The sequence below is a fragment of the Microbacterium sp. F1-18 genome, from assembly GCF_052921305.1.
This window is the reverse complement of sequence record NZ_JBREVD010000001.1, coordinates 96,612-114,571: the sequence shown is the minus strand read 5'-3', so window position 1 is coordinate 114,571 and position 17,960 is coordinate 96,612. Positions and strand designations below refer to the sequence as shown.

Below are 17,960 nucleotides of genomic sequence, written 5' to 3'. Positions count from 1 at the left end.
AGCGGTGCCCCGCTGCTCTGGCGCACACGCTGGGGTGCGAGAGGTACCGATCCATAAGCGCTGTAGAAGACGGGGCATCAATTGAATGGGTGGCTGAGGGTGCAATCGTCCTCCGAGCTATGAACACGGACGGCACGCCGATGTTGGTGATCGAAACGCCCTGCAACACGCTCAACATTCCCGTCAGATTGCGCGGGAGCATCATCGTCCCCGGTGCGGCAACCGCGACGCTGAAGGCGTGCGATCCGACCCGAGCGGCTGAGCAGGCCTGGGTGGAGAAGGTCTTTGCCTCGGATGTCGACTGGGCGCGGGTCGATGGCCGGCTGGAGATCACAGGGGGAAACGCGACGATCGTCTTCGGCCCGGATGAGTGAGCCGAGAGGCGTCGCGCGTGCCCACGACGGTCATGTGGATGAACGCGCCACTCATCCGGGTGTCGCCCTTCGTCATGCCAGGATGCCGTCCCACACGCGCCCGCCCTCGGCGATACGCTGCGACGCGTCGAGCCGGGCCGCGGCGGTGCCGGGCTTGCGGCGCGCCTGCGCGTGGATGCATCCCGCGAACTGTGCGGTGAAGTCTCGACGCGGATGCCGCTCGGTGACCGCCCGCAGGGTCTCGGCATCCCACAGCTCCGGCGCGACTCCCGAGACGTCGAGGCTCGTCGCCACCTCCAGCAGGTGACCCTCGGGATCGAGCGCCGGATCGACGCTCAGCCACATGTGGCGCTCGATGATCTCGCGCACCCGTTCGCGGCGTTCCACGGGCCACCCGGCGCCGGCCGCGAAGAGCCACCCCGCGGCGCCGCCGGCCGATTCGAAGGCGATCTCGTGGGCGTCGAAGGCAGGGGTGACACCGAGGTCGTGGAGCATCGCGGCGACGTAGAGGACCTCGGCGTCGTGGTCGAGCCCGAGCGCTTCGGCGCGCAGCCGCGCCCAGGCCCACGACCGGATGCCGTGATCAACGAGCGCGGGCGACGACCACCGGCGCACGGCCTCGAGTGCGAGCAACGCCGTGGGTGTGGGCGGAGCGAGGAGGTCATCGAGATCGCGGGTCATGCGCTCATTCTGCGCCGGCGACGACGGTCCGCATCGGCCGGCTGCGGACTCCGGCAGGCATCAGAGCCACCCTGTCCCGAATGCGACGGCGCGGAGCATTGGGAGGCCGTCACGAAGAGTCATATGGCCCCGACGACCCCGATTCGGGTTTAGCGTCGGTGGGTCGCCATCGCGACGTCATCCCTCTCAGGAGCACCACCATGAGTTCTGCCACCTCGAAGAACGCCGCGCCCGCGAAGCGGAAGAAGCCCTTCTACCGCTCGTTCGGTTTCCAGATCACGATCGCCCTCGTCGCGGGCGTCCTCCTCGGCCTGCTGGCACGCCAGCTCGGGCCCGATGCCGAGGGTAACCCGAACGGGCTCGCAGCGACACTGTCGACGATCGGCAGCGGCTACGTCACGCTGCTGCGCACGGCGGTCGTGCCGCTGATCTTCCTCGCGATCGTCGCCTCGATCACGCAGCTGCGCAACGTCACGAACGCCGCGCGCCTGGCGGGTCAGACGCTGCTGTGGTTCGGGATCACCGCGCTGATCGCCGTGACCATCGGTATCGTGCTGGGCGTCACGATCCAGCCCGGCGCACGCGTCGACGCCGGTGAGCTCACGCCCGATGTCCCCTCGAGCGTCGGCTCGTGGTGGAGCTTCTTGACGGGCCTCATCCCGCAGAACTTCCTCGGTCTGTCGGTGTCGACCTCGATCAACCCCGAGACGGGTGCCACGAGCTCGAGCGTCGGGTACAACGTGCTCCAGATCGTCGTGATCTCGGTCGCGATCGGCATCGCCGCCCTCAAGCTCGGCAAGCGCGCCGAGGCGTTCGTGTCGTTCACCGAGTCGGCACTGAAGGTCGTCCAGCGGGTGCTCTGGTGGATCATCCGCATCGCCCCGATCGGCACCCTCGGCCTGATCGGATCCGCTGTCGTCACCTACGGCTGGGAGAAGCTCACGACGCTGCTCTGGTTCGCCGTGGCGATCTACATCGGCCTCGCCCTCGTACTCTTCGTGGTGTACCCCGTGCTGCTGAAGACCCACGGCCTGTCGATCCGGCAGTACTTCTCGGGTGTCTGGCCCGCCGTGCAGCTCGCGTTCGTCTCGCGTTCCTCGATCGGCACGCTGCCGCTCACGCAGCGCGTGACGGAGCGCAACCTCGGTGTGCCGCGCGAGTACGCATCGTTCGCCGTGCCGTTCGGCGCGACGACCAAGATGGACGGCTGCGCCGCGATCTACCCGGCGATCGCGGCGATCTTCGTCGCGCAGTTCTTCGGCCTCGAGCTCAATGCGGTCCAGTACCTGCTCATCGTCGTCGTCTCGGTGGTCGGGTCGGCCGCGACGGCGGGCACGACCGGCGCGACCGTCATGCTCACACTGACGCTCACGACTCTCGGCCTGCCCCTCGAGGGCGTCGGCCTGCTGCTGGCGATCGACCCGATCCTCGACATGGGCCGCACCGCCGTCAACGTCGCAGGCCAGGCGCTCGTGCCGACCATCGTCGCCAAGCGCGAGGGCATCCTCGACCGGGAGCTGTACGACGCCGAGCGCTCGGGCGACCCGTTCGCCGACGACAGCGCCGACGAGCTGGAGGCGCCGGCCCGGGCGTGACCTTCGCGCTCACCTGAATGGGGCGCACTTCGCGGCATCCGGCGCAGTTTCTTCTGCGCTCGACGTCGGGAAGTGCGCCCCATCCGGCGTGCGGAGGGGGAGGGGATCAGGCGCGGACGAGGGCGCGGGGGAGCAGGACGGCCCCGATGCGTCGCGGCGTCGAGACCGACGCGAGCAGCCCGCGGCGGACGGCGAGGGCATCGGATGCCGCGGCGCGGCCCGCGGCCGTATCGCGCGCACCGTCGGGGGCGCCGTAGCTCGTCCGCTCGACGGCGGCGACCAGGCCCTCGATCCGGCCGGCGGGGACGGTCGGCACGGCCGCGAGCCGGATGCCGAGGGCGCGAGGGCTGTCGGCATCGTCGACGCGGAGGCCGACGTCGCGCGCGCTCTCGCGGACGATCCGCCAGGCCGCGAGGACATCGCCGCGTTCGGCCGCCCTCGTCTGCCAGCGCCGCCGCACCGCCCCGACGAGAGCGGGCAAGAGCACGAGTGCCGCGAACCCGAGGACGACGGCGCCGTAGGGCAGCACGACCGCCAGGGGAGAAGCGCCGGAGTCGGCGCCCGCGCCGGTCGTCGCCGTCGGCGTCGGGGTCTGCCCGGCCTCCGGCGCGGTCGTCGCGGTCTGCTGCGGCGCGGGTGCCGGAGGCACGTCCTGCCCGCCGTCGTCGGGCAGCGGCTGTGCCGAGCGGGTGTAGGTCGCGGGGGTGCCGAGGCTGTTGGTGGGCTCGAACGGGATCCAGCCGATGCCGGCGAAGTACACCTCCGGCCACGCGTGCAGCTGCGAGCTCAGAACGGTCGCGACGCTCTCGCCGTCGACCACACGGCCGGTCAGCGTGCCCGGCAGGTAACCGATCACGATGCGGGAGGGCATGCCGAGGGTGCGCGCCATCACGGCGAACGCGGAGGCGAAGTGCACGCAGTATCCGCTGCGGACCTCGAGGAAGTCCGCGATCGCGTCCACGCCCGATCCGTCGAACCCGTCGGCCACCGGAGCGTCGAGCGAGTAGGTGAACTCCGAGCTGCGGAACCAGCGCTGCAGCGCGGCGAGCCGGTCGTAATCGTTCGCCGCGCCCGATGCGACGTCGAGCGCGGTCCGCGCGATCGAGGAGGGCATGTCGGCGGGCAGCTGGGTGACCGTGTCGGGAAGCCCCTCGGTCGTCGTGCCGGCCGCCTGGATCTGCTCGAGTGTCGGACGCACGACATGCGTCGTCGCGACGTACTCCTGTCCCTGCGTGTCGGCGCCGGCGGCGATCACCGTGCGGTTGGCGGGCATCGCCTCCCAACCGCCCGAGAGGTCGTCGACGCGCACGGCGGGACCGGGGACCGGCAGCCACGCCGACGAGAGCTGCGTGATGCTGACGGTCGTCTGGTACTCCGTCACGCGCATGTCGGGGTCGGCGACGACGGGACCGAGGGCCTCGGGGGTGAGGGGCGTCGTCTCGTCACGGTCGGGCTCCCAGACGTCGCCGTCGAAGCTCGACAGCGTCGCGGCCCGCAGGTACGGCATGCTGGGCGCGTTGGTTCGCGTCGTGAGCACCTCGACGTCGGTGGGGCGACGCAGATCGTCGCCGAGTTCGAGGCTGGCATTGATGGTGGTGGCGGGGCCCGTGCCGATTCCGACGCGCGGTGCGGGCCGGGGGAGCTCCGGTACGACGATGACGGTGGCCACGATCGCGGTCACCGCGAGGCCCGCAGCGAGCACGGCGCCGGCGCGCCCCGGGCGCACGCGCGGCTCCGCGTCGCCGCCTCGCCGCGTCTCGGCGGCGGTCTCGGCGACGGACCGGGCGAGCGCTCGCTCGCGCGAGCGGGTCTCGGCGCGGATGAGCAGCAGGATCGCGGCCGCGAAGACGATGAACGCGATGAGGTCGACGGGTGCGGGCACGGACAGGGCCGGGATCAGCCAGACCGCGATGAGGGCGACGGCCGCGAGCAAGGGCATCCGCGCCGTGATCACCGTGTGGTCGAGCAGCACCGTCAGCGCGGCGATCGCCGCCACGGCGATGACCGCCAACGGTCGCTCGGCGATGAGAGGCGCGACGCCGTTGATGATCTGTTCGCTCGCGCCGGCGACGAGCGACGGCAGCTCGGCGAAGGTCCCGGGCGTCGGGATGACGAGGAGGAGCGCGGTGTCTGCGAAGTAGACCGCCGTGACGAGCGCGCATGCCGTCACCAGTTCGGCGAGGGTGACCACCACGGCGGGGGTGCGCAGCCGCCGCAGCCCGATGCCGACCAGCAGCACCGCCGCGGCCACCGCGACCGCGACCGCGAGCCATGCGCCGGCGGCGACGACACGCAGCAGGGGGAGGATCGCGGCGACGATCGACACCAGGAGGACTGCCGCGAGGCGGACGTCGCCGGTGCGGCCCAGGTCGGCGCGTGAGGGCATCAGGGGGCGAGACCGCCACCGGCGCAGGGCGTCAGAACGCGGCACGAGCGGTCCCTCGTTCGGTGGCGGCGCGCCAGGTCTCGGTGAGGTCGCCCTCGGCGCTCAGGACGGCCGCCCGCCATCCGGCCCCGGATGCCCGTGCGATGGCCTCGTCGGACGAGTCGGCCGCCAGCAGAACCGGGAGGGCGCTGTGCGCCACGAGCGGCGCCAGCGCGTCGGCATCGGCCGTGGTCACGCGAGCGGACACGACGACGACCGGCCCGGCGACGGTTCCTGCGAACAGGCGGGGGAGGCCCGCCAACCGGTCGTCGGACCCGGTGACGAGGGTCGCGAGGTCGAGCGCGAGCTGCTCGACCGCGAGCGTGTCGCCGGCCGGCGCCGGTGCACCGAGGGGGTGCCCTTCGGCGTCGATGACGGTGACGTCGTAGCCTTCGCGGGTGAGGCGGGCGACGGCCGAGACGGCGGCCGTCACAGCGGCCTCGAAGGTCGGGTCCTCGCCCGGCAGCGACGCGGCCGGCGCCCACCGGACTGCCGCCCGGTCGAGCACGACGGTGGCCTCGGGCGTGGACTCCTGCTCCTCCTGGCGCACCATCAGCTCGTCGTGGTGGGCGCTCGCCCGCCAGTTGATCCGCCGCATCGAGTCGCCCGGGGCGTAGGTGCGCGGGATCAGGTTGTCGGCCCCCTCGCCCAGCTGGTGAGTCGCGGTGTGGAGGCTGCCGCCGGCCTCGCCCGGATACTCCGCCAGCGGCGGCAGCATCACGGTGGCCGGTGCGACGGTGATCGGCTCCACGGCGCCCACCCGCACGCTGCGACGGGTGAACCCGAAGGGATCGGTGACGACGATCGCGAAGGGACCGACATCGCGGATGCCGCGCCGGGTACCGCGGATGCGGTAGGTCAGGCGCACGCGGTCGAGGGCGGCGGCGCCGGTGAGGATGCCGGAGGCGTCGCCCTCGACACCGTCCGGCAGGGCGTCGGTCCATCGGGCGATCGCGCCCGAGAGACCGCCGCGAGCCGTTGCATGCACCGTCACGGTGCTCTCGCTGCCGACGGCCGTCACGTCGGGGGAGAACGAGCGCGAGACATCGCCGTAGCGGTGGACGAACCACAGCGACATCCAGCCCAGCGCGACACTCGCGATCAGCAGCACGCCGACGTAGACGAGCTCCGGGACGCCGAACGAGTGAGCGCACACGACGGCGGCGAGCCCGATCACGACCGCACCGACGCCGCGGGGCGTCAGCGGCCAGGCCCGCCGGAGGATGCGGCCCAGCGGCGGGCGCCGGCGGGCCTGGGCAGGAGAACCGGTCATGGCGGGCTCAGCGGACCGGAAGCGGGACCGGCACCGTCGCGGCGATGTCGGCGAGCGCCGCTTCGACCACCTCGGCGCCGCTCCGCCCGCGGGATGCGCCGGTCGTCCGCGCCGGGATGAGGCGGTGGGCCAGAACCGGCTGCAGGAGCGCGACGATGTCGTCGGGGATGACGAAGGGGCGGCCGTCGAGCGCCGCCCACACTTTGGCGGCGCGGACGAGCTGCAGCGTGGCGCGCGGGCTGGCGCCCAGGCGGAGGTCGCGGTGATCGCGGGTGGCCCGGGCGATGGCGACGGCGTACTCCTCGACCGCGGGCGAGACGTGCAGGCTCCGTGCCCACGCGATGAGCCCGCGAACCTCGTGCGCCGTGATGACGGCCGCGAGCGAGGAGAGGGGGTTGACGGTGTCGCGCTCGCGCAGCATCCGGGCCTCGGACGCAGCGTCGGGATAGCCCATGGAGATGCGCATCATGAACCGGTCGCGCTGCGCCTCCGGCAGCGCGTACGTGCCCTCCATCTCGAGGGGGTTCTGCGTCGCGACCACCAGGAACGGCGCGGGAAGCCCGTGGGTGCGGCCGTCGACGGTCACCTGACGTTCCTCCATCGCCTCCAGCAGTGCCGACTGCGTCTTGGGGGAGGAGCGGTTGATCTCGTCGGCGATGACGATGTGGGCGAAGATCGCCCCCTGCTTGAACTCGAACTCGCGGTCGGCCTGATTGAACACGCTCACGCCGGTGACGTCGCCGGGGAGCAGGTCGGGGGTGAACTGGATGCGGCGCACGGTGGCATCGACCGTCGCGGCCAGCGCACGCGCGAGCATCGTCTTCCCGACGCCCGGCACGTCCTCGATGAGGAGGTGCCCCTCGGCGAGCAGGCACACCAGCGCCGAGCGCACGGCCTCGGGCTTGCCGTCGATGACGCGGGCGATGCTCGCCGAGATCGCGTCGGTGGTCGCGGCGAACCGATCCGGGCCGAAAGCCGCCTGGGTGCCGTCGTTGGTCATGCGATCCCCTCGTTCTCGGCGCCGCGTGCCCCGCCGCGTCGCGCCCGTCTGGCGAGAGCCTAACCGGCCCCGGTGTCGGGAGGACTCAGGTTCCGGGTTAGACTGGGAACAGCTCTCCGCGAGGCGGCATCCAGGCCAACTCCCCCAGGACGGAAACGTAGCAAGGGTAACCGGGCTCTGCCGGGTTCGCGGAGAGTCTTACTTTTTCCCCACCGTCGTGGCCTGCGGCATCCGCCGCCACGACCGTGGTCGATATTCACGGCTCGTGGTCAGGCCTCTCCCTCTTAGGCTGAACCCGTGGCTCAGAGCATCTACATCACGTCCGCAGAAGGCCATTCCGCGAAGTCGATCATCGCGCTCGGGGTGCTCGAGGCGTTCAGTCGCGTCGCGCCACGCATCGGTGTCTTCCGGCCGATCGCGCGGTCGACGGACGAGCGCGACTACGTGCTCGAGATGCTGCTCGACCATGACGGCGTCGACCTGGCGTACGACGAGTGCATCGGCGTCACCTACGACGACATGCGCCGCGACCCCGACGGTGCTCTCTCGCGCATCGTCGAGCGGTACAAGTCGGTCGAGGCCAAATGCGACGCCGTCGTCATCATGGGCAGCGACTACACGGATGTCGGCTCCCCGGCCGAGCTGAGCTACAACGGCCGCATCGCGGTGAACCTCGGGGCGCCGGTGCTGTTGGTCCTCGGCGGCCGCGCGGGCCAGGGCAGCGGCGAGAAGCTCGGATCCGCGCCGGCGCGCACTCCCGACGAGATGGGACAGATCGCATCGCTGGCCGTTTCGGAGCTGCGCGATGACCGCGCCGAGCTCTTCGCCGTCGTCGCCAACCGCGCGGACGGCGATCGTCTCGACGAGATCGTCGAGGCCGTGCGCGACGCCGTGCCGCAGAACGTCCCGGTGTGGGCTGTGCCGGAGGACCGTTTCCTCGTCTCACCGTCGGTGAGCACCGTCCTCGCCGCCGTCGAGGGCTCGCTCGTGAAGGGCGACGCCGATCTTCTCGGTCGCGAGGTGCTGGGCGTCGTCATCGGCGCGATGTCGATGGTCAACGTGCTGCCGCGCCTCAGCGAGCGATCGGTCGTGGTCATCCCCTCCGACCGCGCCGAGGTGCTCCTGGCGACGCTGCTCGCGCACGGATCGGGAACCTTCCCGTCGCTGTCCGCGATCGTCATCAACGGCGGCTTCCCGCTGCCCGAGGCCGTCGACCGGCTGATCGACGGCGTGGGCGAGACGTTGCCGATCATCGCGACCGATCTCGACACCTACGAGACCGCGGCGCGCATCATGGGCACCCGTGGCCGCCTCGCGGCCGATTCGCGTCGCCACTACGAGGCCGCTGCCGCCCTCTTCGAGCGGCACATCGACACCAACGAGCTCACCGAAGCGCTGGGGCTGGCCCGCTCGACCGTCGTGACGCCGCTGATGTTCGCGTACGGACTCGTCGAGCGCGCCCGCACCGATCGCCGCCGCATCGTCCTGCCCGAGGCCGACGATGACCGGGTGCTGCACGCGGCGTCGATCGTCCTGGCCCGCGGCATCGCCGACATCACCCTGCTGGGTGAAGAGATCGAGGTGCGCTCGCGCGCGCTCGAGCTGGGGCTCGACCTGCGGGGGGCCGAGATCCTCTCGCCCTTCGACGCCGTCCACGTCGACAAGTTCGCGCGCGAGTACGAGCGCCTCCGCGCGCACAAGGGGATGACGTACGGTCAGGCCGCCGACGCGGTCACCGACGTGTCGTACTTCGGAACGCTCATGGTGCACCTCGGACTGGCCGACGGCATGGTCTCGGGTGCAGCCCACACGACCGCGCACACCATCCGTCCGGCCTTCGAGATCATCAAGACCAAGCCGGGCGTCTCGGTCGTCTCGAGCGTCTTCCTGATGGCGCTCGCCGACCGTGTCCTCGTCTACGGCGACTGCGCCGTCATCCCCGACCCCACGAGCGAGCAGCTCGCCGACATCGCCGTCTCCTCGGCCGAGACGGCGCGTCAATTCGGCATCGAGCCCCGCGTGGCGATGCTGTCGTACTCGACGGGGGAGTCGGGTTCGGGCGCCGATGTCGACAAGGTGCGGGCGGCGACCGCCCTCGTCCGCGAGCGCGCCCCCGAGCTGCTCGTCGAGGGGCCCATCCAGTACGACGCCGCCACGGACGCGGCCGTCGCCGCGAAGAAGATGCCCGGGTCGTCCGTCGCCGGCAAGGCGACGGTGTTCGTCTTCCCCGATCTGAACACGGGCAACAACACCTACAAGGCCGTGCAGCGCTCGGCCGGAGCCGTGGCGATCGGTCCGGTGCTGCAGGGCCTGAACAAGCCGATCAACGACCTCTCCCGCGGAGCCCTCGTCGAAGACATCGTCAACACGATCGCCATCACGGCGATCCAGGCCCAGGGAGGGGCATCCGCATGAGCATCGTGCTCGTCATCAACAGCGGCTCGTCGTCGTTCAAGTACCAGTTGATCGACGCCGAGACCGGTATCCCTCATGCTTCGGGCCTCGTCGAGCGCATCGGGCAGGAGCAGGGCCGGGTCAAGCACACCGTGTTCTTCCCGCCGGCCGTTGCCGGTGAACCCGCCGTCACGGCGACCGATGCCACCTTCGAGCGCGAGCTGCCCATCGAGGACCACACCGCCGGGTTCCAGCTCATGCTCGACGCCTTCGCCGAGCACGGCCCGTCGCTGGAGCAGCATCCGCCCGTCGCCGTCGGCCACCGCGTCGTCCACGGCGGCGCGCGGTTCTTCGAGCCCACGCTGATCACGCCGCTGGTCGAGATCAACATCGATGAGCTCGCGGTGCTGGCGCCCCTGCACAACCCCGGCGCCCTGCAAGGCATCCGTGCGGCGAAGGCCGCCTTCGCCGACCTGCCGCACGTCGCGGTGTTCGACACCGCGTTCCATCAGACGATGCCGCCCGCCGCGTACACCTACGCGATCGACACGGCGCTCGCCGAGGCTCACCGTGTGCGCCGCTACGGCTTCCACGGCACCTCCCACAAGTTCGTCTCGGAGGCGGCCGCGGCGCACCTCGGACGCTCCCTTGCCGAGCTGCGGCAGATCGTGTTCCACCTGGGCAACGGTGCATCCGTCACGGCGATCGACGGCGGTCGCTCGGTCGACACGTCGATGGGGATGACGCCGCTGGAGGGCCTCGTCATGGGCACCCGCTCGGGTGACATCGACCCGGCCGTCATCTTCCACCTGGCCCGCCGCGCCGAGATGACCATCCCGCAGCTCGACGACCTCCTCAACAAGCGCAGCGGCATGCTCGGCCTCGCCGGGGTGTCCGACATGCGCGACATCGAGGACGGCGTCGCGCGCGGCGACGAGGCCGCCACCCTCGCGTTCGAGGTGTACGCGCACCGGCTGCGCGCGTATGCCGGCGCGTACCTCGCGGTGCTCGGCGGGGTCGACGTCATCTCGTTCACGGCGGGCGTGGGCGAGAACTCGCCCCAGGTGCGGGCCGCGGCCCTCGAGACGCTCGGGTTCGCCGGGGTCGAGATCGATGCCGCGCGCAACGAACAGCGCGGGCGCGGCATCCGACGGATCTCCACCGACACCTCGCGGGTCGAGGTCCTCGTCGTGCCGACGAACGAGGAGCTCGAGATCGCCCGACAGACCATCGCCGTGACGGTGTGACGCTCCGACTCATTACGCTGGTTCCGTGACCTCGGCTCAGCTTCCCGACCTGACCGCCTACGACGGCGTGCTGTTCGACCTCGACGGCGTGCTCACCCCGACCGCCGACGTGCACATGCACGCCTGGCAGACGATGTTCACCGAGCTGTTCACGGCCTGGGGCATCACCCCGGAGTACACCGCGGACGACTACTTCCGTCATCTCGACGGCAAGAAGCGCTACGACGGTGTCGCGAGCCTGCTGCGCTCGCGCGACGTCGAGGTGCCGTGGGGCGACCCGAGCGACGATCCGTCGGCCGACACGATCTGCGGCATCGGCAACCGCAAGAACGCCGTGTTCGAGCGAGTCCTGCGATCCGAGGGCATCGCGCCGTATCCGGGATCGCTCGCCCTGGTCGACAAGCTCCAGGCGGCCGGGGTCCCCATCGCGGTCGTGTCGAGCTCGAAGAACGCTCGCGAGGTCCTCGCCGTCGCGGGCCTGCTCGAGCGATTCCCCGTCATCATGGACGGCGTCATCGCCGAGGAGCGTCACCTCCCCTCGAAGCCCGCGCCCGACGTCTTCCTCGAGGGTGCGCGCATGCTCGGCGTCGACCCGGCTCGTTCGGTGGCGATCGAAGACGCCCACTCGGGTGTCGAGTCGGCCGTCGCGGCAGGCTACGCTCTCGTGGTCGGCGTCGATCGCGGCGCCGGCGCCGACGCGCTCCGCGCACTCGGAGCCCATGTCGTCGTCGACGATCTCGACGCTTTCGTCTGACCACGTCAACACCCGCCCTCATCGCCCGCCTCCAGCGGCGGGGCCCGTTCTCCGGAAGGCCCTCATGATCGATCGCGATCGCTTCCCCGTCGACCCCTGGCGCCTCGTCGAGAAGAGGTTCTCCGTCGAGGACATCGGCGTGACTGAGACGCTGTTCGCCGTCGGCAACGGCTACCTCGGGTTGCGCGGCAACCACCCCGAGGGGCGGTACGCGCACGAGCACGGCACCTTCGTCAACGGGTTCCACGAGATCTTCCCGATCCGTCACGCCGAACAGGCCTTCGGCTTCGCCGAGGTGGGGCAGACGATCATCAACGCGCCCGACGCGAAGGTCCTGCGCGTCTACGTCGACGATGAGCCGCTCTCCCTCGACGTCGCCGACATCCGCGACTACGAGCGGGTGCTCGACATGCGCACCGGCGTGCTCACCCGCAAGCTCCTGTGGGTGACCCCGAGCGGCAAGGAGGTGCAGGTCGACTTCGAGCGCCTCGTCTCCTTCGAGCAGAGGCACCTGGCGATCATGCGCCTGACGATCACGGTGCTCAACTCCGACGCCCCGGTCTCGGTGAGCAGCCAGATCGTCAACCGTCAGGACGGCGAGGACGTCTACGGGGGCTCGGCTCCGGGCCGTGGCGGGGCCGGCTTCGATCCGCGCAAGACCGAGAAGATCGAGGAGCGCGTCCTGCAGCCCCAGGAGTACTGGCAGGACGAGGACGGCCGGTCGGTCCTGTCGTACAAGTCCACCAACTCGGGCATGACGGTGTCAGTCGTCGCCGACCACCTCGTCGAGACTGAGAACGAGTACTCCTCTCGTCGGCTCATCGAGCCCGACATCGCCAAGAACGTCTTCCGGGTGAACGCGCGGCAGGGCGTGCCCGTCACCGTCACCAAGCTCGTGAGCTACCACACGTCGCGAGGGGTGCCGGCGCGCGAGCTCGTCGAGCGGGGCCGTCGTGTGCTCGATCGCGTCCGCGAAGAGGGCGTCGAGGTGCAGTTCGAGCGGCAGGCGGCGTGGTGCGCCGACTTCTGGCGCCGCTCCGACGTCCGCATCGGCGGTCACGAGGATCTTCAGCAGGCGACGCGCTGGTGCCTGTTCCAGCTCGCGCAGGCGGCCGCTCGCGCCGACGGTCAGGGCGTTCCCGCCAAGGGCGTCACCGGCTCGGGCTACAGCGGCCACTACTTCTGGGACACCGAGGTCTATGTGCTGCCGTTCCTGGCGTACACGACGCCGCTGTGGGCCCGCAACGCCCTCCGGATGCGTTACCTCATGCTGCCCGCCGCGCGCCGCCGCGCCCGCCAGCTCAACGAAGCCGGCGCCCTGTTCCCGTGGCGCACGATCAACGGCGAAGAGGCATCGGCGTACTACGCCGCAGGCACCGCGCAGTACCACATCAACGCCGACGTGAGTTTCGCCCTCGCGAAGTACGTGCGCGCGACCGGTGACGTCGATTTCCTCTACCGCGAGGCCGTCGACATCGCGGTAGAGACAGCGCGGCTGTGGTCGACGCTGGGGTTCTGGCGATTCGGTGAGGACGGCGACGCCGAGTCGTTCCACATCCACGGCGTGACCGGACCCGACGAGTACACGACCGTCGTCAACGACAACCTCTTCACGAATGTGATGGCACGCTTCAACCTGCGCTTCGCGGCGCGCACCGTGCGCGACATGGCCGAAGAGGCGCCCGAGGCGTACCGTGCACTGATCGAGCGACTCGACCTCGACCCCGCGGAGGCCGACGGGTGGGAGCGGGCGGCCGAGGCGCTGCTCATCCCGTTCAGCGAGTCGCTGCGCATCCATCCGCAGGACGCGGTGTTCCTCGACCGCGAGGTGTGGGATCTCGAGAACACCCCCGACAGCCAGCGCCCGCTGCTGCTGCACTTCCACCCGCTCGTCATCTACCGCTACCAGGTGCTCAAGCAGGCCGACGTCGTGCTCGCACTCTTCCTCCAGGGAAACCACTTCACCGACGAGGAGAAGCTCGCCGATTTCGAGTACTACGACCCGCTCACGACCGGTGACTCGACCCTGTCGGGTGTCGTGCAGTCGATCCTCGCGGCCGAGGTCGGATACCAGGACCTTGCTCTGGAGTACTTCCTCGAGTCGATCTACGTCGACCTCGGCGACCTCCACAGCAACGCATCGGACGGCGTGCACGTCGCCTCCGCGGGTGGAGTGTGGACGGCTCTCGTGTCGGGCTTCGGCGGCATGCGCGACCACTACGGCGCCCTCAGCTTCGACCCGCGCCTGCCGCGCGACTGGCCGTCCCTGGAGTACACGCTGCACTGGCAGGGAACGCGCCTGGACATCACGCTGACGGCCGACGCGATGACGGTCGCTGCGGGTCCCGGAGACGCGGTCGAATTCTCGGTGCGCGGCCGCGAGCTGCGGGTCGCGGGAGGCGAGACGGTGCGCATTCCCCTCGCGGGGCAGGGACCGTTGCTGTCGGGCCGTCCGTCGCTGCGCCAGCTCGCGCAATCGCGGCGCGAGGACGGGTCGCTGCTGTCGGCCTCGATCCCCGACTCGACGGTCACGACGTCCATCCCGACGGTGACCACCGACGTGCCCGTCATCACCGGCGAGGTCCCGGTCGTCGAGGACTACGCGCAGTCGTTCGCCGACGAGCAGGTGCGCACCGACTCCTGACACCCGCCCGGGCGCTCCTCGCTTCGGGCGCGTCAGGCCCGCGCGACGGCCTCGCGCGGTCCGGCGGCCGAGAACGTCGCGTCGGTCATGATCGCCCGCACGGCGTCACGACCGGCGCGATTGGCTCCCACCGTCGACTGCGACGGGCCGTAACCGATGAGGAAGAGCCGCGGCTCGTCGATCGCGCGCCCGTTGGCGACCCGGATGCCGCCCGCGGCGGTGCGCAGGCCCAGGGGTGCCAGGTGCGGGATGTCGGCTCGGAAGCCGGTCGCCCACAGGATCGCGTCGGCGCGTTCGAACCGGCCGTCGGGCATGCGCACACCGCCCGGCTCGATCCGCTCGAACATCGGATGCCGCACGAGCACGCCCCGCTGCTGCGCCGACTCCGCCCAGCGGTTCCAGTGCAGTCCGGTGACCGAGATGACGCTGCCGGGCGGGAGGCCACGCCGCACGCGCTCCTCGACTCCGGCGATCGCTGCGATGCGCGCGGCGGTGTCGAAGCCGCCGGCATCCCAGCGCAGTTCGTCGCGTGTCACCCAGAGAGTGTCGGCGACGCGCGAGATCTCATCGAGCAGCTGGATGGCCGAGATGCCGGCCCCGACGATGATGACGCGCTGCCCGGCGAAGTCGCCGGCCGAGACGTAGTCGTGCACGTGCAACTGCCGCCCGGTGAACGTCTCGGCGCCGGGGTAGTGCGGCCAGAACGGACGTCGCCACGTGCCCGTCGCGTTGATCACCCATCGCGTCGACCAGACACCGGTGTCGGTGACCACCCGCAGGCGTCCGCGCGGGTCGGCGTCTTCGCGTTCGACGCGGTGGACCTCGACGGGACGGCGGACCCGGAGGTCGAAGCGGCGCTCGTACTCGTCGAAGTAGGCGGGCAGAACGGCACGTGCCGGAGCGCTCGGATCGGCCGGCGGCACGGCGAAGCCGGGAAGCTCGTGGATGCCGTTGACGGTCTCCATCCGCAGCGACTCCCAGCGATGCTGCCAGGCCCCGCCCGGAGCGGACTCGGCGTCGAGGACGACGAACGACCGGCCGGATGCCTGGGAGAGGATGTCGCCGGGCGCGGCCGGGACGAACCCGCGCCGCCGCAGATGGTATGCCGCCGACAGCCCCGCCTGCCCTGCGCCGATGACGACGACGTCGACGTGTGCGGCTTCCATGCCCCGTGCAACCGCACACGGGCACGCGCTGTTCCCGCCGTGTGGATGCCGACAGGGCCGGTGTCAGCGGTACGCCGTAGTCTGTCTGGGTGACCACCGCCCTCTACCGCCGCTACCGTCCCGAAGCGTTCGGCGAGATGATCGGCCAGTCGCAGGTGACCGAACCCCTGATGACGGCGCTCCGCTCCGACCGCGTCGGTCACGCGTATCTCTTCTCGGGTCCCCGCGGCTGCGGCAAGACCACCTCGGCCCGCATCCTCGCCCGCTGCCTCAACTGCGCGCAAGGACCCACCGACACCCCGTGCGGCACGTGCGACAGCTGCGTCGAGCTCAGCCGCGGCGGAGGTGGCTCGCTCGACGTCGTCGAGATCGACGCCGCCTCGCACAATGGTGTCGACGACGCCCGCGACCTCCGCGAGCGCGCGGTCTTCGCCCCGGCTCGCGACCGCTTCAAGATCTTCATCCTCGACGAGGCCCACATGGTCACGGCACAGGGCTTCAACGCCCTGCTGAAGCTCGTCGAAGAACCTCCCGCGCACGTGAAGTTCATCTTCGCGACGACCGAGCCCGAGAAGGTCATCGGCACGATCCGCTCGCGTACGCATCACTACCCGTTCCGCCTGGTCGCACCCGCCGCGATGCTCGAGTACGTCGAGCAGCTCTGCGCTCAGGAGGGCGTGCAGGTCGAGGCCGGCGTGCTGCCGCTCGTCGTGCGGGCCGGGGGAGGGTCGCCGCGTGACACGCTCTCGCTGCTCGACCAGCTGATCGCCGGCTCCGACGACGGTGCGGTCGCCTACGAACGCGCCGTCGCACTGCTCGGCTACACCCACGCGGAGCTGCTCGACGAGGTCGTCGGGGCGTTCGGCGCCGTCGACGCTGCCGCAGCCTTCGCCGCGGTCGACCGCGTCATCCAGACGGGTCAAGATCCGCGCCGGTTCGTCGACGACCTGCTCGAGCGCCTGCGGGATCTCATCATCGTGTCGGCGACCGGGCAGGGTGCGTCGGCCGTGCTGCGCGGAGTGTCGGCAGAAGAGCTCGAACGGATGGCGCGGCAGGCGTCGCTCTTCGGCACCGACCGTCTCTCGCGAACAGCCGATCTCGTCGTGACCGCCCTCGACGAGATGTCGGGCGCCACATCGCCGCGGCTGCAGCTCGAACTGCTGGTGGCGCGCGTGCTCGCCGCGGCCCAGCACAGCGTCCCGGCAGCCGACCAGGCCCCGGTCGCCGCCGCTCCCGCATCGCACGTGTCATCGCCCGCGTCCGCACCCGCAGCCCCGGCACGCATCGTGACCCCGGCCCCCGCCGTGGCCCCCGCCCCGGCTCCGGTGGCCGCACCCGCCCAGACGGACCGCCCCGCTCCCGCACCGACCGCTGCGACGCCGTCGGCTGCCCCCACGAGCTCCGGCCCGACATCCGCGGGCGGCGTCGCGGCCGCAGCCCCGGCAGAACCACGCGACCCGTCTACCGTCACGCTCGCGCAGATGCGCGACTCCTGGCCCGAGGTGCTGCAGCGCCTCGAGTCCATCAGCCGCACCTCGTGGATGATCGCCTCCGTGGCATCGCCCGTGGCGTTCTCCGAGACCGGCGTGCTCACACTGTCGTTCCAGAGCCACTCCGACGTGCTGCAGTTCAAGAAGCTCAACGCCGGAAAGGGCCCGAGCGAAGACCTGCGCAGCGCGATCCTGGGTGTGCTCGGCGTTCGGGTCAAGTACGTCGCCCGCCACGACTCGGATCCCGGCGGCGGACCGGCGCCCGGCGGGCCCACGCTGCCGCCCGGCGGGCAGCCCGGTGGCGAGCCCCGACGGCAGCCCTCCGGGGATCAGCGTCAGCCGGGAGAGCCCGCATCGTCGCCGTCCTCGGGCGGGCAGCGCGCCGCCGGCGCCCCCTCGGCCCCGGCGGGCGCTCGTCCGACCGCTCCCGGGGCTGCGCCCGGTTCCTCCTCCTACGCCGCCCCCGTGACGGAATGGGCGGTGGCGCCGATCCCGCAGGGCGACCCGGCGCCGCAGTTCGCGGTGGACGACGAGCCCGAGGAGGCCGTTGCCGCCCCGGTCCGCACGCTCACGATCCCGCACGACGGCGATGTCGACCCGTACCCCGAGCCGCTGCCGCCCATCGACGAGGAAGACCGCGACTACCCGCCGCCCCCCATCGACGACGACGCGCCTCTGCCGCCGCGCGGGCCGGTCGCCGTCGAACGGCCTGCGGTTGCGCCCGCCGCCGACCGCGTCGGCTCCGGTCCCGATCGCACCGCCGCTGCGGCGGCACCCGCGCCGACGAACGGCCGCGCGAACGCAGCACCCGCTCGGGGCGGGATCGAGCGCTACGGCGAGGCAGTGGTCCGCCAGATCCTCGGGGCCACCTTCGTCCGAGAAGAACCCTTCAGCTCACCCACGAGATTCGGCTAAGC

General features: G+C 71.3%; 12 protein-coding genes and 1 other RNA gene. 8 read left to right on the top strand and 5 right to left on the bottom strand.

All coding sequences use genetic code 11. The features are described 5' to 3' along the window. The first annotated feature begins 119 nt into the window (after positions 1-119). On the top strand, positions 120-374 hold the full coding sequence (locus ACU6RU_RS00540; protein WP_446725632.1) for a hypothetical protein: 255 nt from the start codon (positions 120-122) through the stop codon (positions 372-374). 72 nt (positions 375-446) lie between these two features. Here the strand turns inward: ACU6RU_RS00540 and ACU6RU_RS00535 are convergent, their stop codons facing one another. Continuing rightward, positions 447-1,055, bottom strand: a complete 609-nt coding sequence (locus tag ACU6RU_RS00535; protein WP_446725631.1) for an HD domain-containing protein — start codon at positions 1,053-1,055, stop codon at positions 447-449. 200 nt (positions 1,056-1,255) lie between these two features. Here ACU6RU_RS00535 and ACU6RU_RS00530 point away from each other — a divergent pair, with 200 nt between their 5' ends. Next, the gene (locus ACU6RU_RS00530) at positions 1,256-2,650 is read left to right on the top strand and encodes a dicarboxylate/amino acid:cation symporter (protein ID WP_446725630.1); all 1,395 of its coding nucleotides are present in this window, start codon (positions 1,256-1,258) and stop codon (positions 2,648-2,650) included. Positions 2,651-2,756: 106 nt separating this feature from the next. Here ACU6RU_RS00530 and ACU6RU_RS00525 read toward each other — a convergent pair whose 3' ends face one another. From ACU6RU_RS00525 to ACU6RU_RS00515, 3 genes are read right to left on the bottom strand one after another with little or no spacing between them, the layout of a single operon-like run. Beyond that, on the bottom strand, positions 2,757-5,081 hold the full coding sequence (locus tag ACU6RU_RS00525; protein WP_446725629.1) for a transglutaminase family protein: 2,325 nt from the start codon (positions 5,079-5,081) through the stop codon (positions 2,757-2,759). Continuing rightward, positions 5,068-6,348, bottom strand: a complete 1,281-nt coding sequence (locus ACU6RU_RS00520) for a DUF58 domain-containing protein (RefSeq protein WP_446725628.1) — start codon at positions 6,346-6,348, stop codon at positions 5,068-5,070. The genes ACU6RU_RS00525 and ACU6RU_RS00520 overlap by 14 nt, the downstream gene beginning before the upstream one ends. Positions 6,349-6,355: 7 nt before the next feature. Continuing rightward, positions 6,356-7,348 (bottom strand): AAA family ATPase, encoded by a 993-nt coding sequence (locus tag ACU6RU_RS00515; protein ID WP_120263153.1) that lies wholly within the window; start codon positions 7,346-7,348, stop codon positions 6,356-6,358. 107 nt (positions 7,349-7,455) lie between these two features. On the opposite strand from ACU6RU_RS00515, the gene ffs reads away from it, so the two are divergent. The 5 genes from ffs to ACU6RU_RS00490 all read left to right on the top strand — a co-directional run bounded on the left by ffs (position 7,456) and on the right by ACU6RU_RS00490 (position 14,387). Continuing rightward, positions 7,456-7,552, top strand: an RNA gene (ffs, locus tag ACU6RU_RS00510) — signal recognition particle sRNA small type. A gap of 93 nt (positions 7,553-7,645) precedes the next feature. Next, a complete protein-coding gene (gene pta, locus ACU6RU_RS00505) occupies positions 7,646-9,763 on the top strand; it encodes a phosphate acetyltransferase (RefSeq protein ID WP_120263152.1) in 2,118 nt (705 codons plus the stop codon). After that, entirely contained in the window at positions 9,760-10,989 is a 1,230-nt protein-coding gene (locus ACU6RU_RS00500; protein ID WP_120263151.1) for an acetate/propionate family kinase, read from the top strand. Before pta ends, ACU6RU_RS00500 begins: the two co-directional genes overlap by 4 nt. A gap of 25 nt (positions 10,990-11,014) precedes the next feature. Continuing rightward, the gene (locus ACU6RU_RS00495) at positions 11,015-11,743 is read left to right on the top strand and encodes an HAD family hydrolase (RefSeq protein WP_120263150.1); all 729 of its coding nucleotides are present in this window, start codon (positions 11,015-11,017) and stop codon (positions 11,741-11,743) included. Between the two features lie 64 nt (positions 11,744-11,807). Continuing rightward, on the top strand, positions 11,808-14,387 hold the full coding sequence (locus tag ACU6RU_RS00490; RefSeq protein WP_446725627.1) for a glycoside hydrolase family 65 protein: 2,580 nt from the start codon (positions 11,808-11,810) through the stop codon (positions 14,385-14,387). A gap of 32 nt (positions 14,388-14,419) precedes the next feature. Here ACU6RU_RS00490 and ACU6RU_RS00485 read toward each other — a convergent pair whose 3' ends face one another. Continuing rightward, on the bottom strand, positions 14,420-15,553 hold the full coding sequence (locus ACU6RU_RS00485; protein ID WP_446725626.1) for an NAD(P)-binding domain-containing protein: 1,134 nt from the start codon (positions 15,551-15,553) through the stop codon (positions 14,420-14,422). An 89-nt stretch (positions 15,554-15,642) separates the two neighbouring features. On the opposite strand from ACU6RU_RS00485, the gene ACU6RU_RS00480 reads away from it, so the two are divergent. Further along, entirely contained in the window at positions 15,643-17,958 is a 2,316-nt protein-coding gene (locus ACU6RU_RS00480) for a DNA polymerase III subunit gamma and tau (RefSeq protein ID WP_446725625.1), read from the top strand. Positions 17,959-17,960: the final 2 nt, after the last annotated feature.

What these genes read in the sequence shown, in the direction of transcription:
- ACU6RU_RS00540 (WP_446725632.1), top strand. Translation starts at nt 120, where the DNA reads ATGAACACGGACGGCACGCCGATGTTGGTGATCGAAACGCCCTGCAAC.
- ACU6RU_RS00535 (WP_446725631.1), bottom strand. Translation starts at nt 1,055, where the DNA reads ATGACCCGCGATCTCGATGACCTCCTCGCTCCGCCCACACCCACGGCG.
- ACU6RU_RS00530 (WP_446725630.1), top strand. Translation starts at nt 1,256, where the DNA reads ATGAGTTCTGCCACCTCGAAGAACGCCGCGCCCGCGAAGCGGAAGAAG.
- ACU6RU_RS00520 (WP_446725628.1), bottom strand. Translation starts at nt 6,348, where the DNA reads ATGACCGGTTCTCCTGCCCAGGCCCGCCGGCGCCCGCCGCTGGGCCGC.
- ACU6RU_RS00515 (WP_120263153.1), bottom strand. Translation starts at nt 7,348, where the DNA reads ATGACCAACGACGGCACCCAGGCGGCTTTCGGCCCGGATCGGTTCGCC.
- ACU6RU_RS00500 (WP_120263151.1), top strand. Translation starts at nt 9,760, where the DNA reads ATGAGCATCGTGCTCGTCATCAACAGCGGCTCGTCGTCGTTCAAGTAC.
- ACU6RU_RS00490 (WP_446725627.1), top strand. Translation starts at nt 11,808, where the DNA reads ATGATCGATCGCGATCGCTTCCCCGTCGACCCCTGGCGCCTCGTCGAG.
- ACU6RU_RS00485 (WP_446725626.1), bottom strand. Translation starts at nt 15,553, where the DNA reads ATGGAAGCCGCACACGTCGACGTCGTCGTCATCGGCGCAGGGCAGGCG.